Source organism: Candidatus Cardinium sp. cBcalN2 (genome assembly GCF_022810445.1).
Lineage (GTDB): Bacteria > Bacteroidota > Bacteroidia > Cytophagales > Amoebophilaceae > Cardinium.
In genome coordinates, this window is sequence record NZ_JAACGD010000116.1 from 1 (window position 1) to 14,286 (window position 14,286).

15 protein-coding genes are annotated in these 14,286 nt (G+C 36.7%); 11 read left to right on the forward strand and 4 right to left on the reverse strand.

What is annotated here, in order from left to right; all coding sequences use genetic code 11:
* Window positions 1-44: 44 nt before the first annotated feature.
* Together MUW74_RS03505 and MUW74_RS03510 are read right to left on the reverse strand one after the other, a co-directional pair.
* Window positions 45-548, reverse strand: a complete 504-nt coding sequence (locus MUW74_RS03505) for a hypothetical protein (protein WP_243517543.1) — start codon at window positions 546-548, stop codon at window positions 45-47.
* 36 nt (window positions 549-584) lie between these two features.
* On the reverse strand, window positions 585-1,022 hold the full coding sequence (locus MUW74_RS03510; RefSeq protein ID WP_243517546.1) for an LD-carboxypeptidase: 438 nt from the start codon (window positions 1,020-1,022) through the stop codon (window positions 585-587).
* 89 nt (window positions 1,023-1,111) lie between these two features.
* On the opposite strand from MUW74_RS03510, the gene MUW74_RS03515 reads away from it, so the two are divergent.
* Genes MUW74_RS03515 through MUW74_RS03525 form a run of 3 tightly spaced genes read left to right on the forward strand, consistent with a single transcriptional unit; the run spans window position 1,112 to window position 2,971 of the window.
* Complete coding sequence (locus MUW74_RS03515) at window positions 1,112-1,684, forward strand: methylated-DNA--[protein]-cysteine S-methyltransferase (RefSeq protein ID WP_243517548.1); 573 nt, start codon at window positions 1,112-1,114, stop codon at window positions 1,682-1,684.
* Window positions 1,681-2,196, forward strand: coding sequence for a metallophosphoesterase (locus MUW74_RS03520; protein WP_243517551.1), 516 nt, complete (start codon window positions 1,681-1,683; stop codon window positions 2,194-2,196). Before MUW74_RS03515 ends, MUW74_RS03520 begins: the two co-directional genes overlap by 4 nt.
* Before the next feature lie 13 nt (window positions 2,197-2,209).
* The gene (locus MUW74_RS03525; protein ID WP_243517557.1) at window positions 2,210-2,971 is read left to right on the forward strand and encodes a TatD family hydrolase; all 762 of its coding nucleotides are present in this window, start codon (window positions 2,210-2,212) and stop codon (window positions 2,969-2,971) included.
* Between the two features lie 357 nt (window positions 2,972-3,328).
* Here MUW74_RS03525 and MUW74_RS03530 read toward each other — a convergent pair whose 3' ends face one another.
* Window positions 3,329-3,916 (reverse strand): hypothetical protein, encoded by a 588-nt coding sequence (locus MUW74_RS03530; protein ID WP_243517559.1) that lies wholly within the window; start codon window positions 3,914-3,916, stop codon window positions 3,329-3,331.
* A 484-nt stretch (window positions 3,917-4,400) separates the two neighbouring features.
* Here MUW74_RS03530 and lnt point away from each other — a divergent pair, with 484 nt between their 5' ends.
* The gene (gene lnt, locus MUW74_RS03535) at window positions 4,401-6,110 is read left to right on the forward strand and encodes an apolipoprotein N-acyltransferase (protein WP_243517562.1); all 1,710 of its coding nucleotides are present in this window, start codon (window positions 4,401-4,403) and stop codon (window positions 6,108-6,110) included.
* A 168-nt stretch (window positions 6,111-6,278) separates the two neighbouring features.
* Here lnt and nth read toward each other — a convergent pair whose 3' ends face one another.
* On the reverse strand, window positions 6,279-6,929 hold the full coding sequence (gene nth / locus MUW74_RS03540) for an endonuclease III (protein ID WP_243517565.1): 651 nt from the start codon (window positions 6,927-6,929) through the stop codon (window positions 6,279-6,281).
* A 434-nt stretch (window positions 6,930-7,363) separates the two neighbouring features.
* Between nth and rpsU the strand changes: the two genes are divergently transcribed.
* From rpsU to MUW74_RS03575, 7 genes are all read left to right on the forward strand, one after another.
* The gene (rpsU, locus tag MUW74_RS03545; protein WP_243517568.1) at window positions 7,364-7,558 is read left to right on the forward strand and encodes a 30S ribosomal protein S21; all 195 of its coding nucleotides are present in this window, start codon (window positions 7,364-7,366) and stop codon (window positions 7,556-7,558) included.
* Between the two features lie 55 nt (window positions 7,559-7,613).
* Window positions 7,614-8,516: a tyrosine-type recombinase/integrase gene (locus MUW74_RS03550; protein ID WP_243517571.1), complete on the forward strand. Its 903-nt coding sequence runs from the start codon at window positions 7,614-7,616 to the stop codon at window positions 8,514-8,516.
* An 11-nt stretch (window positions 8,517-8,527) separates the two neighbouring features.
* Entirely contained in the window at window positions 8,528-9,745 is a 1,218-nt protein-coding gene (locus tag MUW74_RS03555; protein ID WP_243517574.1) for an ABC transporter permease, read from the forward strand.
* Between the two features lie 85 nt (window positions 9,746-9,830).
* Complete coding sequence (locus MUW74_RS03560; RefSeq protein ID WP_243517576.1) at window positions 9,831-11,033, forward strand: ABC transporter permease; 1,203 nt, start codon at window positions 9,831-9,833, stop codon at window positions 11,031-11,033.
* A gap of 2 nt (window positions 11,034-11,035) precedes the next feature.
* Window positions 11,036-12,130 (forward strand): efflux RND transporter periplasmic adaptor subunit, encoded by a 1,095-nt coding sequence (locus MUW74_RS03565; protein WP_243517578.1) that lies wholly within the window; start codon window positions 11,036-11,038, stop codon window positions 12,128-12,130.
* Between the two features lies 1 nt (window position 12,131).
* Window positions 12,132-12,791, forward strand: a complete 660-nt coding sequence (locus MUW74_RS03570) for an ABC transporter ATP-binding protein (RefSeq protein ID WP_243517581.1) — start codon at window positions 12,132-12,134, stop codon at window positions 12,789-12,791.
* 19 nt (window positions 12,792-12,810) lie between these two features.
* Window positions 12,811-14,112: a TolC family protein gene (locus MUW74_RS03575; RefSeq protein ID WP_243517584.1), complete on the forward strand. Its 1,302-nt coding sequence runs from the start codon at window positions 12,811-12,813 to the stop codon at window positions 14,110-14,112.
* The last annotated feature ends 174 nt before the right edge of the window (window positions 14,113-14,286 follow it).

Sequence of the window (14,286 nt, forward strand, 5' to 3'; positions counted from 1 at the left end):
AATACAGCTCTTAAGTTGACACCATTGGCTGAATGGCTACGCTTTTACACCTTCATAACTAACGTAAAACTACTATCATGTACAGCCACAATCTGACTCATAGTATTATAAATAATGGGATCATTAATGCTTCCATGGCCAAACCTATGCGTTTTAAATACTGGAATAGACAAACTAGCTGCAAACTGATTAAGTGTTTTTATAATTTCTTTATTATCAGCGCCACAATGGCCAAATACTATAGCCTTTACATCCTTTAGCAAACCAGCCTGTGTAAAATGGAGTAAAGAACGATCTAGCTGATAAGCTTTTATTTGCGTATCCTCTAAAAATAAAATTTTATCTTTTGTTTTTACTTGCCAACTTGTACCAATACCTGTTTGCAAAACAGTTATATTGCCACCCGTAAGCTTGCCCTGCACACTATGCGCAGATTGGGCTGCTCGATTCATTGGAAATAGTTGACCAACAGTTATCTCTTTAACCCTGCCAGCAATTATCTCAGCTATCTTGATGAAATTAGCGCGATGTTTATCACTTTTAATCATTTCAACGATTCCGCTCCCATGAATGGTTTTCCAACCTCACGCTTGAGTAAGGAAAATATGGAGCACGGTTATATCACTATACCCTATAAAAAATTTCTCTCTAGCCGGTATCGGTAATTGCTGTAAAGCAGGGATCAACTTGGCGGCACCATATCCGCCACGTAAGGTCCATACGACATGATTCCCATCATCGAACAATGCATCTTTTAAATGTTTAAATCGTATTTCATCACTATTAGAGTGAAAAACAGATTTTTTTTGATCGAAAGAGCCTCTTGGTATATTTAATTTCAATGCAGCAATACCTTTTAAAGTAGTTAACTCACCTTTATTGAGACCTGAAGCAGGAGCAACAACTGTAATAGGTATATCTTTTAATAAATCAAGCACTTTCAGATGCATTTTTTCAAATGCTACACTTGAAAAGCTAGATAGCAAAAAGAAAATAGGTAGCGTGCAAAACCTACGCATCATAATATTTAAATTTATTTTATTTAGAACGATATATAAAAAATCATAAATTAGCTATAGCTAGCACAGTCTATGACAACCGCTTCTATAAAATGGATCCAAAGCGCTTAGAACAAAACAAATGGCTCAATGAAGTAATATACTATACTTATATCATAACGCCAATTGGTAAACTATTGCTAACCGCTAAGCATGGTAAGCTCATTGGCCTCCATATAGAGGGCCAAAAACATTTCCCTACCCTACACCAAAACGGGGAGTATAATGCGGATATGCCCATCTTTACCGATACAAAGAGACAATTAGATACCTATTTTACTTTAGGAAAAAGCTTATTTACCATTGACTATAAATTATATGGAACTGATTTTCAAATTAATGTATGGAATGTTTTAGCAAAAATTCCATATGGGGAGGTATTAAGCTACAAAAGATTAACCGCTTTAACCGCTTATCCGAATGCCATTAGAGCAGTAGCTTCAGCCATTGGTAAAAATCCTTTATCTATTATACTCCCGTGTCATAGAGTGATTAGAAGCGATGGCTCATTAGGGGGGTATGCTGGAGGGATAACTGTAAAAAAACAATTACTGAACTTAGAAGAAGATAGGGGATCAGTTTTAAAAAAAATTATTTTACATAGCACTAAAAAAACAGGTTTATGAAAATTGGTTTGCTTTCAGATACCCACGGATGGCTAGATCCCAAAATTTTTGATCACTTTGAACAATGTGATGAAGTATGGCATGCAGGAGATATTGGCGACCCCGAATTGCTAAGGTCATTCGATGGTTTTAAGAAGTTTAGAGCTGTATATGGCAATATTGACGAACCGCTAATAAGAAAAAAATATTCTGAATTTCAAGAATTTAAATGTGAAGATATCTCTATATGGCTGATGCATATAACGGGTTATCCTCCTTTATATACACCACCCATGCGCAACAAATTGAGCCAAGCACAACCTGATATTTTGGTGGGTGGTCATTCACACATCTTACGAGTGATGCATGATATCAAAAGACCTCCGCTACTTTATCTTAACCCTGGTGCTGCTGGGGTCCATGGTGCACATTATATGCGTACGGTTCTCCGTTTTGAAATAAACAAAAAAAAAATTGGTAATATAGAGGTTATAGAGCTAGGCAAGAGGGCAGCACTTATAGACAATAGTTAATCATTGATGAATTATGGAACTGATTGATACCCACGCACACATATATGATCTTCAAGAGCCACTATCACTAGTTTTAAACAGTGCACAAAAAAATCATATCAAAAAAATCTATATGCCCAATATAGATGAAGCAACGATAGCTACGATGCTAGAGACAGCAACCGCATACCCTTGTTGTCTGCCTATGATGGGCATCCATCCTTGTCACATCAGAAAAGATTTTACCAAACAATTATACCTAGTAGAAGAATGGCTTAATAAAAGCGATTTTATAGCAATAGGTGAAATTGGCATAGACCTATACCATGATACTGCCTTGTTTAAGGAACAACAAGAAGCCTTTAAAATTCAACTAGATTTAGCCAAACACTATCATCTACCGGTCTCCATTCACTGCAGAAATGCTTTTCAGGCAGTAATCCAATTATTAGAAAAAGCACAAGATGGTAACCTAAAAGGCGTCATTCACTGTTTTACGGGCAATTTACAAGAAGCAGAACAATGTATCAAAATGGGTTTTTCACTAGGCATTGGCGGAATTATTACATTACCAAAAAGCGGGTTAGCAGAAATCATCGCAGCTATAGACCTGGAACATTTAGTGCTAGAAACAGATAGCCCTTATCTAACACCCGTTCCTTTTCGAGGAAAGCCTAATCAGCCAAGCTACTTAGGTTACATAGCAGAAAAACTTGCTTTAATAAAAGAGGTAACCTTAGCAGAGGTGGCATACATGACTACCCGAAATGCTGAGGCAATTTTTGAAGCAAGTTAAGCATCTAAGTTGTACCTTTGGCCTTTGAATGCATAGGTCAATAATTTTTAGTTTCCTGTTTAGTATCTGTGCACGAAACTGCTAAAAGAGGCTTTTTTTACTTAAACGACCTAGTAGTAAGCATAAGCCTAAAAAAGTGGTCATTGTGGCTTGTATGCGTAAGCTCTTAGAACTAGCACATAAGATTATACAGGATCAAGCCTAATTTTGTTAAAAATTGGAAAAGTGAGACAAAAGGAGTGATTGCTGATCGCAATTAATTTTACAAGGGGCGTTTTTATACCTAGCCTTACCATAGTGCTGAATGGATACAAAAAAATTTGCAGGTTAAGATAATAGGTTTTATAAGGAACTTTTTTACTGATTTTTAGATACTTTTTCTTTAGAAGAAAAAGGTTTCTTCAATGTGCTCCATACCTTCCATTTCTTACATTTCTTATATTGCTTCTTTAATAATTTTGGGATGAATCTTTTCTCAGATTTTTTGTTATCATTTTCCTGCTTCTGCTTCAGATCTAAGGAAGAAGGGTGAACTGCGTGAAGTTGATCTTTAACAACTTCCGCATTTTGATTATTTTGCTCAGCTGGCTTCGAGAGCTGATTTGTTATAGAAACCTGGTCATTGCTATTAAGAAGAGGTATAGCATTATCACTAGGGTAGCGCTCATTTACCAAATGATTATCTACTGTATCTACTGGGATAATATTATTTTGGCACCTGCATAGCATACTTTTATCATCGCTTTGTTCATGGCTGATTTTAGCATTAGGTGATTTATCATTTTTCTCTTTTTTTTTAGTTTTCTTCTTTTTTTCAGTTTTCTGACTTGTAGTGCATGCTGCACTAACAGGATGGTTACTATTATTACGAGGGCAACCGCTTAAGCTTAAGAAAAAGATTAAAAAAACAAAACTATATCTTGAAATCGATAATCGTAGAGCCATTATTTATTTTTTATTTCTAATTAAGAATTAATTACTTATACTCACTTCCGCCACTTCCGCCACAGTAGTGAATGGATACTATGGTATTTAGAGTACCCAGCAGTTAGCTCGTTGCAAGTTTTAAACCAATAGGCTACACTTTTCGACGCTAGGTATTACATTAACCGTAGACTCCCTATAATTTTGAACTTAAAGCCAGCTTTAGCTAAAAAATGAAGAGGAGTCCTATGGGCTTGTGTATAATTATTTAATCATTATTATTATTATTTTGAATGTATCTAACTAGGTATTTTTACCTCGAAGCACATTTAGGAAATAGGGTTAAGGGCAGTTGCTGATATTAAATTTTTATTTCTTTTTCTGTAAATTTGGCTGTTCCTATTTTTGTATCGCTGTTGCCTCTCTAAAAAGCAAAAACAAGCAATAGTATTCTTGCAATTTTAAGAAATTTTAAATGATTAACCAAAAATAATTTATAAAATATATGTTGCATCGCCTGATTTCTAAAAGATCTACTTTATGGATCAACCGGTTTAATATTTTTTTTCTCCCGAAACAATTTTCCAAACGTTATGTACTACTTTTAATTGCCTTGAGCAGTAGTTTATTCTATCTATCTTGGTGTTCTTCTTGGTTTGGTGGTTTGTTACTGGTGGCCATCATTCCCATGCTAGGTATATTAAAACTGCTTACCATAACCCCTAGCAAAAAATATTTCTATTTCTTTTCCATTATTTTAACCCTATTGCTTTGGAATATATTAACGCTTTGGTGGATTTATAAAGCGGCCTTTCCGGCTGTTTTCTTTGCAGTCTGTTATAATACTTTGTGCCTTGCTTTACCTTGGCTCTTTTATTATTATACCCGGAAGTGGGGGGGCTTATATCTAGGTTATCTAGGACTGGTAACGAGTTGGCTAACCTTAGAGCATGCCCATCTTTCGTGGGATTTTTGGGAACTTACCTTTCCGTGGCTCAACCTAGGCAATGGGTTGGCTGCATTACCGCAATGGATTCAATGGTATGAATATACGGGCATACTCGGAGGATCACTTTGGATTTTGATAGCTAATATACTGCTTTACCACTCAATCTTTGAAAGAACCAATCGTTTTGTATTAAAGGGATTATTGGGTTGGGTATTCATCCCACTATCTATAAGCTTGATCATCTACTACTACCATAGAGAAAAAGGTAACTACATAGAAGCAGTAGTAGTGCAACCTAATATTGATAGCTACACGGAGAAATATCCGTACGCTCGATTCTTTATCCCTTACGAATGTCAAATAGACCGATTATTGACCCTTTCTAAAGAGCAGCTCACACCAGCAACTTGTTTGCTGCTTTGGCCTGAATCGGCCATTCCAGGCTCTTTACAAGAAGCAAGGCTACATGACGATCAATTGATGCAGCCTATATTCGAATTTTTGGAGCGCCATCCTGCCTTACACCTGATAACTGGTGCCACTTCCGAATCGATATATGGCCTAACCAAGGCTACAAAAACTGCCCAAAAAGTACGAGGGGAATATACTGATTATTTTAATAGTGTTTTTTACTTAAAAACCGGTAAAAAAATAGATATATATCATAAGCACAAAAGATTACCAGGTGGAGAATATATTCCTTATTTAAATATTTTACCAGAAAAGATGTGCGGTTGGCTCAAACGAACATTTCTTGATATCGGTGATATAGATCCTTGTTTGGCTCAGGGGAATGGCGCCCAAGTTTTTGAAATAGATCATCGCATCAAGATTGCACCAATTATTTGTTATGAATTATTGTATGGTGCTTTTGTAGGCAGTAGTGTCCAAAAAGGAGCGAATCTACTGGGTGTAGTGACCAATGATGGTTGGTGGGGCAACACCCCTATATACGACCAATTCTTTGAGTATAGTCGCTTAATAGCTATCTCACATCGAAGAAGTGTCATACGTGCAGCTAACACGGGAATTTCTGGATTTATCAATCAGCGTGGAGAGGTAATAGCGGAAACCAACCGATTAGAAACTGCTGCTATGCGATCAGTAGTATATGCCAATAATAAAATGACTTTTTATAGCTTATATGGTGATTATATTGGCCATATCGCTGCATGGATCTGCTTGATCTTATTTTGCATAGTATGGATAATCCGATTGCAGCAAAAATATAGAGATCCTAAAAAAATGGTTAAAAGCGGCAGTTGATGATTTTGGCATAAACCATAAAACCTGCTGCAAAACCTATTTGTGATCAGCAATTTTTAGGAGAAGCGCAGTCGAGCACCGCATAATACTAAATGTATTGGAGGAGGATAGACAAGCTTCGACACCAAAATAGCCATTAGAAATAGGTTTTGCAGCAGGTTTTATGGTTTATATTTCATGTTGGTTATCTTGGTAATAAGCACAAAAAGTGGTTAGGGAGCATTGTTCACATTGTGGCTTTCTGGCTTTACAAATATACCGGCCATGTAGCACAATCCATCGATTGGCAATTGGTATATATTGAATCGGTAGATGTGCCATAAGTTCTTTTTCTACCATAAGGGGTGTTTTGGCCAAGCATGATGCCAAGCCAGTACGTTTTGCCACTCTAAAAACATGTGTATCTACAGCTATGATAGGTTGATTATATAGTATAGCCACTAGTGCATTTGCCGTTTTACGACCTACCCCAGGTAATGTTTGTAAGGCTGCTACAGAAGAGGGAATCTTATGCTGAAATGATGTAGCAAGCTGATGGGCCATTTCTATTAAAAACCGGGTCTTCTTTTTAGAATAAGAAATAGGTTTTATACATGCCAATACCCTATTAAAGGAGGCTTTCGCCAAATGGCCTGCGGTAGGAAACCTGGCAAAAAGCAAGGGCGTACAACTATTTACCCTTTTATCTGTACACTGTGCACCTAGTACCATAGCTACAAGCAATTGAAAAGGTGTGGCATAGATCAGTTCTGTTTTAGAAGCTGCTGGTGCAGTTTGCAAATACTTAACAAAAGCTTGATAACGTTCTCTTGTATTCATAATTGAGTCAATAGCATCTAGCTAAAAAAGCTAGTTAGGTATCATAAAAATCAAGCCCTCGGTAAAAAGTTGCGGAAAGCACACCGTACAGCTGGAAAAACAGAATTTGCCCGCTATGCAGGCTTCGAACAGGTTGTTTGTCTATTTCAGCTGTAAGGGGTGATTTCTAGTCGCAACTATTTTACAAGAGGCATTTTTTTGTTGTTTTGGCATACCTCTGGCGTAATGGTGAATAGATGCTATCAAGTTAATGGTATCTAACTAAAAATTTGCATAATTATAATAGATACATTTAATTTATAAAGGTACTTTTAAGGTTTAAAATAAAATATTTTATAGAGCGAACCTTGTGCTTGCTTTATTTTTAGAGTAGATTTGTGGTTGAGCAAGTATCAAGAGACCATTGTAAATTACAAACGAAATAACCTTATCTTATGATTGTTGTAGAAATAAAAGAAAACGAAGTAATAGATAGAGCGCTTAAAAGATTTAAGAAGAAGGTTGAGCGTGTCGGTATACTCAAAGAGGCTAGAAAACGTATGGCTTATACAAAACCAACGGTCAGCAGAAAAGCTAAAAAATTAAAAGCCATATATAAGTATCGCATATTGCATGGCAACAACGGATAAATAAGGACTTTTTATCACACTTTTTTATTGTAAAAAAGTCAAATACAAGTTTCTTATGGATAATCAACAGCTCCTTAATCTTTTTACAACCTATTTAACGGCAGAAAAGAGAGCCAGTCCGCATACTGTTTTAGCTTATAAAACAGACTTAAAGCAATTTGTAAATTACTTTTTTGAGTTAGCTCCTAAAAAAATAGTTACACAGGTAACTAGTCAGGATCTACGTGGTTGGATGATGGTTTTAGCCAAGCAAGGGCTTACCCATCGTTCTATCAATAGAAAAATGGCTGCGCTACGTATTTTTTATGCTTTTCTACAAAAAAACGCACTTATAGTTGATTGTCCTACGGATCTACTTAAAAGCCTAAGAGGAAAAAAAAGGCTACCTATCTTCTTTCAAGAAAAAGAGCTGTTGTCTTGCTTAGATCAAGCTAAGTTTCCAGCTAATTTTTCTGGATTGCGTGATCAATTAATTTTAGAACTGCTATATGGAACGGGTATGCGCTTAGCTGAGCTTATAGCGCTTTATCAACGAAATATCAATTTTGCAGACGAAACCGTTAAGGTGCTAGGAAAGCGTGATAAAGAACGCATCATTCCTTTTCCAAGGTCATTAAGTCAATTAATAGTGACTTATTTGGTTGAAAAAGAAGCTTTAGGCTATCATATTACCCCAGAGCTCATCGTAACCGATGCTGGAAAACGCTGTTATCCCATGTTTATTTATCGAGTAGTTAAGAGGTATTTGGCACCAACTACACGTGCCAGTCAACATAGTCCGCATATATTACGCCATACCTTTGCTACGCACTTACTAGATAGAGGAGCTGACTTACAAGCTATTAAGGAATTATTGGGTCATGCAAACCTGGCTGCTACCCAAGTCTATACCCATAATTCTTTGACCAAACTACAAGAAATATTTAAAAAAGCCCATCCTAGAGCGGAAGAGCTGTAAATACAAACGTTATGCTGGTTGTACATGCTTTTAAAGAGGCTTATCAGAGTCTTAAAGCCCATGCATCCCGAACTCTCTCTATGGGATTTGGTGTCTTGTGGGCAATTTTTATACTGGTATTGCTACTAGGTATTGGAAATGGCTTTCACAATGGTATTGTTCAAGCATTTGCCAAGTATGGCATAAAAACCATGTTTATTTGGCAAGGTAGAAACGCTGGAAAAGATTGTCGCATTCCCTTAGAAATGGGTGCCAACGTATCTCAGTCATTTAATAATACCATTGACCATCTCAGTCCTATATTAGGGTATCATAGTCCCATAAAACATGAAACAAAAACAATTTCTTCATCCATTTTAGGATGTGACCCTTGCTATGCCTCATTGGCTCATTTACCTATACAAGAAGGACGTTTTTTTACACCACGCGATACAATAGAGGTAAATAACATTTGCGTTATAGGTGCTAACATCAAAGAAAAATTATTTGGCGCTGCTCCTGCTATTGGTAAATATATTTTTTGGGGAACTATTGGCCTGCAAGTAGTGGGTGTACTAGATACCTTAGATGTTAGCTCTTATAATGAATCTGATGCTATATTGCTTACAAATAATTTATTTACAAAACTTTTTCCTAAAAGAAGTCATTATGTAAGTGCTATTCGGCTTAGACTAGTGCCAAGTGCTTGTGATCAAGTAGTTGAAAAACAGTTGCGTGCTTATTTTGCACGCCATTTGCATTTTGATGCTAAAGATACAAAAGGGATTAGTATATTTAGTATAGCCCAACATGCTGCTAAATTTGATAACTTTTTTAAAAATATAGCTATTTTTAATGGCATAGTAGGTATATGCTTACTTATAACTGGCATTGTAGGGATTAGTAATATGATGCTAGTGACCATTCAAGAAAGAAAACAAGAGATGGCTATTCGGAAGGTATTGGGCAGTCGTTCTATAGAAATTGTAGCAATGATTTTAGCTGAAGTAGTCATCGTAACCCTTATTGCTGGGATGGTTGGTTTGACAGTAGGGTTTTCGCTTATGGGATTATTGAATAAATGGGTAGTGCCATCATGCAAAGCCTACTACTTATCTACTTTAACTTGTCCTGCTTGGTTTATACTTGGTGGGTTGGGTCTGATCACTTTAGCAAGCTGTTTGGCGGGTATACTACCCGCTATAAGGGCTGTAAACATCAAGCCTGTAGATACATTAGGTAGTAAGTGAAATAAAATCGGCTTATTTTGCTTTTTATCATATGGTCTATCTTCAAACATCATATGGTTTATTTTCAAAATAGAAAACCTATTATATGTTTTCCTATCAATATTGTTTAGAGATATTTTATAACTTAAAATCCCATAAAACGAGAACCATTTTTACGGGATTTGGTGTGATGTGGGCCATGCTTATCCTGGTCCTTTTACAAGGGGCAGGGAGTGGACTCTATAAGCATATGATTCAAAAATTCTATGGCTATAGTATTCCTATTATGACTATTCGTCCAGGTTACAGAGCAACTGAGCCGGTTCACTTCACAGAAACGCTAAAAAATGATCTTGCTAATCATTTGAATCTTTTTAGAGAAATTATGGCTGTCTTTCGGACTGACCGCTACGTTACTTATGAACAAGCCGTGCACAAAAGTAACATACTCGGTGTAGACGCTGGCTATAAAAAGATAAAAGATTTGGCACTTAAAGAGGGTCGTTTTTTGACCGAACGTGATATAGCACAACGGCTTCCAGTTTGTGTACTAGGCTTGAAAATGAAAACTAAAGTTTTTGACAACAAACCAGCTATTGGCGCTTTTATTACCATAGATGGAACAGTTGTTACTGTGGTTGGTCTATTGGAAGCAACTGCTGGAGTAGATGATGATGCCATCATGATTCCAAACAGTTTATTTAGGGGATTATTTCCTAAAGATGCTGAAAATACTGACTGTATCATCTCTACCCTACCCCCTAGGCAAAACCCTATACAGGTAGCAGAAAAGGTTCGGGCTTATTTAGCCAAGCGACTTAATTTTGATGTAGCAGATAAGCATGCCATCCACATAAGTTCATCTAGACAGGCCAAATCTTTTCAACTATTATTTATGATCATGCAGGGTTTTATTTGGTTAATCAGTCTCTGTTTTTTGGTCAGCGGCGTGGTTGGTGTAGGGAATATGATGCTGGTTGTTGTCAAGGAGCGTACCCAAGAGCTAGCCATTCGCAAGGTGATCGGTGCCCAGTCAAGTGATATTATAGGATTAATTTTAATGGAATCAATTGTTATTAACTTGATTTCTGGTATCTTAGGTTTAGCTGCTGGTATAGCGATCCTCCAATTGATCAATAGCTACTTGTTGGCTATAATTCAAAAATATGGTATGGCTCATTTTGAATTTCAACTTTCTATGCTTTTATCTGCCTTAGTTATTTTAGTGCTGTGTGGTGGTTTAGCTGGCATTATCCCCGCAAAAAAAGCATTGTCCATTAAACCAGTAGATGCTTTAAATAATGAGTAAAAATGCGTATAATAACAAAAATGATTCTAACCACTGCGATCATAACGGGAGGTGGTTTTGCTTATTCTAAACTATATAAAGATAAATGGGGCAAGCTAGATCAGGCAACTTTTCAAACCACAGAACCCACTCGCAGAACAATTATTCGAAAAAAAGTTTTTTCTGGTAGCCTAATACCCCATAAAGAAACTAAACTAGAGGCCCATGTTACCGGTATGGTAGATAAATTATTCGTACAGGTAGGTGATCATGTCCAAAAAGGAAGCATTATTGCCCGCATTAAAATCATGCCTAGTGCCAAAGAGCTGGAGGTTGCAGAAAGTAAGTTACGTTTGGCAGCTATCGACCTCAATCAAGCCAGGTCCAAATACTTACGCAGTAAGCAACTTTTTAGTAAAAAGATGCTTTCTAAAGAGGCCTATGAAGCCAATGTAGCAGTCTGGGAACAGACTAAAGAAAAATTGGCTGCAGCCCAGAAGCAATTAGAGATAACACGATGTGGATATACCTCGGCAAAAGGGATAGGTGCCAATATCCTTAGAGCTACTAGCAAAGGGACGATCTTAAACTTACCCATTAAAGATGGAAGTATGGTACAGGCAATCAGTGAAAAAGCTTCTGGCACCACAGTGGCTGTTATTGGCGATATGGATCAATTTCTGTTTTCAGCCAAGGTAAGTGAACTAGATGTAGTTCATTTAAGGAAAGGCATGACCTTTATAGCTTCATTAAATGCTTTTAATGAAGAGAAACTCAAAGTTACTTTAACTAAAATTGCTCCTAGAGCTAGTGAAGAAGAATTTAAAAAAGGAGAAATTAAATTTGAAATAGAAGGTATTATACAAAAACCAAAGAAATCAAAAATTACTTTACGTGCAGGTTATTTAGCGCTTGCAGAGGTTATGCTAGAACGCGTAAACGATGTACTAGCCATTCCAGAAAGCATAGTTCAAATAGAAGAAAAAAATTATTTTGTCAAATGTTTGAGTGATGGTAAACCAGTTAAAAAAAATGTGATATTAGGGGTATCAGACGGTCTTTATGTGGAGGTCAAAGAAGGTCTTACGGAGGCAGACCTCTTAATTGTAGAAACGTAGCATGATTCAGATTCAGGACTTATATAAATCCTATCAAAACGGTACGATCACTAGAGAAGTACTTAGTGGCATCAATTTTCACCTTGAAAAGGGGGACCTTGTTGCTTTAATGGGGCAATCGGGTGCTGGAAAATCTACCTTATTAAATATTATTGGTATATTGGATCATTATGACCATGGGGATTACTATCTTAATGACGTCCACATGAAAAATCTTTCTAACCAACAAGCCAGTAAATATAGAAGTCAATTAATTGGGTTTATCTTTCAGCGGTTTCATTTAATTCCTTTTAAAACAGCATTAGATAATGTGGTTCTACCCCTCTATTACCAAGGCATAGAACGAGAAGAACGCTACAAACGGGCATGGGCGATGCTAGACAGAGTTGGCTTATCTGCTTATGCGCATCAGAAGCCGAATGAACTTTCAGGTGGTCAACAACAAAGAGTAGCTATTGCACGCGCGTTGGTAACAGACCCTCCTTTAATATTGGCAGATGAGCCAACGGGAGCTTTAGATAGTAGCACGGCCTATGAAATCATGGCATTGCTTAAGGAAATGAATAAAGAAGGGAATACGATTCTTATCGTAACCCATTCTCTGCAGGTTGCACGCCAATGCAACAGTATCCAAGAAATTGTAGACGGAAAAATTGTTTAAATACAAACTTTACTAAAAGATGTTGGTGATCAAAAAATTGGTTTCACGCTTAAGCATAATAGGCATCCTGACCCTTTTAGCTCATAATATAGCTCAAGCTAAAAACAAGCCGATCAGCTTACAAGAAGCGATAAACATCGCCTTAAAAAATAATTTGAGTATTCAAATTGCCCAAAACGATAAAAAGCAAGCAATTATTGCTAATAGAATAGCGAATTTTCGCCTATGGGCCCCTCGAGCTACCTTAAGGCTGTATCAAGAAAATAGGTGGGAATCCCATACTACCAACCATCATATTCAATCAATGCCTGTTTTTAGATTTAAATGGCAGTTAACATCACTTGTTGATAAAATCTTCCAGACTAAAATTCACTGTCAAAATAATGTTATTCATAAACTAGTCGCAAAAAAGTCAGTAGAAAAAGAATTACAGCAAGTAGTTACCGCTTATTATGAACTAGCATTGGCACAAAAAAAATGGGAGTTATCCAATACGCTTATCAAAGCTGCAGCAGCTAGGTTAAACATAGAAGAAGAGAAATTCAGATTAGGGATTATATCTAAAATAGACTGTTTGGATGCGCAACTGGCTTTAAAAGAAATAAAATTAACCTTACTGGAGCGGCAAGAAGCTTTACAAGCAAAACGCCGGTGTTTAAACAGGATACTTGATAAGCCCTTAACCGAAGAGACCTTGGTGCAATCCAATATTTCTGTCCAGCCTATATGGGACATGACCACTATTACAAAAGAAAAAGTAGTAGATTTAGAGACAGCCATTCAAGTAAAAAAAGTAGCCATAGCAGCCACAGAGTTAAATAGAGTTAGAACTCCATTGTCTTGTTTAAGCCTATCGGGTAGTTTTGACTCGAAAGGCTATATATATAATTTCAAAGAGGCAATATGGACTTCTGATAAGCAATCTAACAAATGGTTAGCCAACATCGGGGTTAGCATTGATATGGTTCGTTTGCTACTGATGCCTGCAACGATTAAAAAAGCCAAAATCGGTTTAAATAATGCAAAGCTTGCTTTACAACAGCAAAAATTAGCGATAGAGAGTGGTTTAGAAGATAAAAAATGGCAATATCGGCATGCTTTAGGTGTCTACAAAGTAGTAGAAGAACAATTGAAAATAAGTAAACAAAAATTGATTTTTGTAAAAGAAAAATACCGCCTGAATCAGGCGAAACTACTTGAATTACATGAGGCAGAAGAAGCTACGCAAAAAATAGAAATTCATTTAACAGAACAAGCCTTTAAGGTAAAAGAAGCAGAATTTGCGCTATATCAGCTGGTAGGTATGTTTCAAAAAAAGTGATTGTGTTGGCAGGTATCTGCTCACAACATTGGTAAAAAGGTGTTTTTAACTTACTTTTTGCTTGATCAAAAAGTAAGCAAAAAATCAAGCCCTGGTAAAAAGTTGCGGAAAGCGCCCCTTACAGCTGGAAAAACAGAATCCACCCTGCGACATCCATTGAAGCTGTTTTTCTAT

Coding starts and splice junctions, on each gene's coding strand:
- lnt (WP_243517562.1), top strand. CDS start 4,401: ATGTTGCATCGCCTGATTTCTAAAAGATCTACTTTATGGATCAACCGG.
- MUW74_RS03555 (WP_243517574.1), top strand. CDS start 8,528: ATGCTGGTTGTACATGCTTTTAAAGAGGCTTATCAGAGTCTTAAAGCC.
- rpsU (WP_243517568.1), top strand. CDS start 7,364: ATGATTGTTGTAGAAATAAAAGAAAACGAAGTAATAGATAGAGCGCTT.
- MUW74_RS03520 (WP_243517551.1), top strand. CDS start 1,681: ATGAAAATTGGTTTGCTTTCAGATACCCACGGATGGCTAGATCCCAAA.
- nth (WP_243517565.1), bottom strand. CDS start 6,929: ATGAATACAAGAGAACGTTATCAAGCTTTTGTTAAGTATTTGCAAACT.
- MUW74_RS03570 (WP_243517581.1), top strand. CDS start 12,132: ATGATTCAGATTCAGGACTTATATAAATCCTATCAAAACGGTACGATC.
- MUW74_RS03515 (WP_243517548.1), top strand. CDS start 1,112: ATGGATCCAAAGCGCTTAGAACAAAACAAATGGCTCAATGAAGTAATA.
- MUW74_RS03525 (WP_243517557.1), top strand. CDS start 2,210: ATGGAACTGATTGATACCCACGCACACATATATGATCTTCAAGAGCCA.
- MUW74_RS03575 (WP_243517584.1), top strand. CDS start 12,811: ATGTTGGTGATCAAAAAATTGGTTTCACGCTTAAGCATAATAGGCATC.
- MUW74_RS03565 (WP_243517578.1), top strand. CDS start 11,036: ATGCGTATAATAACAAAAATGATTCTAACCACTGCGATCATAACGGGA.
- MUW74_RS03530 (WP_243517559.1), bottom strand. CDS start 3,916: ATGGCTCTACGATTATCGATTTCAAGATATAGTTTTGTTTTTTTAATC.
- MUW74_RS03550 (WP_243517571.1), top strand. CDS start 7,614: ATGGATAATCAACAGCTCCTTAATCTTTTTACAACCTATTTAACGGCA.
- MUW74_RS03560 (WP_243517576.1), top strand. CDS start 9,831: ATGTTTTCCTATCAATATTGTTTAGAGATATTTTATAACTTAAAATCC.
- MUW74_RS03510 (WP_243517546.1), bottom strand. CDS start 1,022: ATGATGCGTAGGTTTTGCACGCTACCTATTTTCTTTTTGCTATCTAGC.
- MUW74_RS03505 (WP_243517543.1), bottom strand. CDS start 548: ATGATTAAAAGTGATAAACATCGCGCTAATTTCATCAAGATAGCTGAG.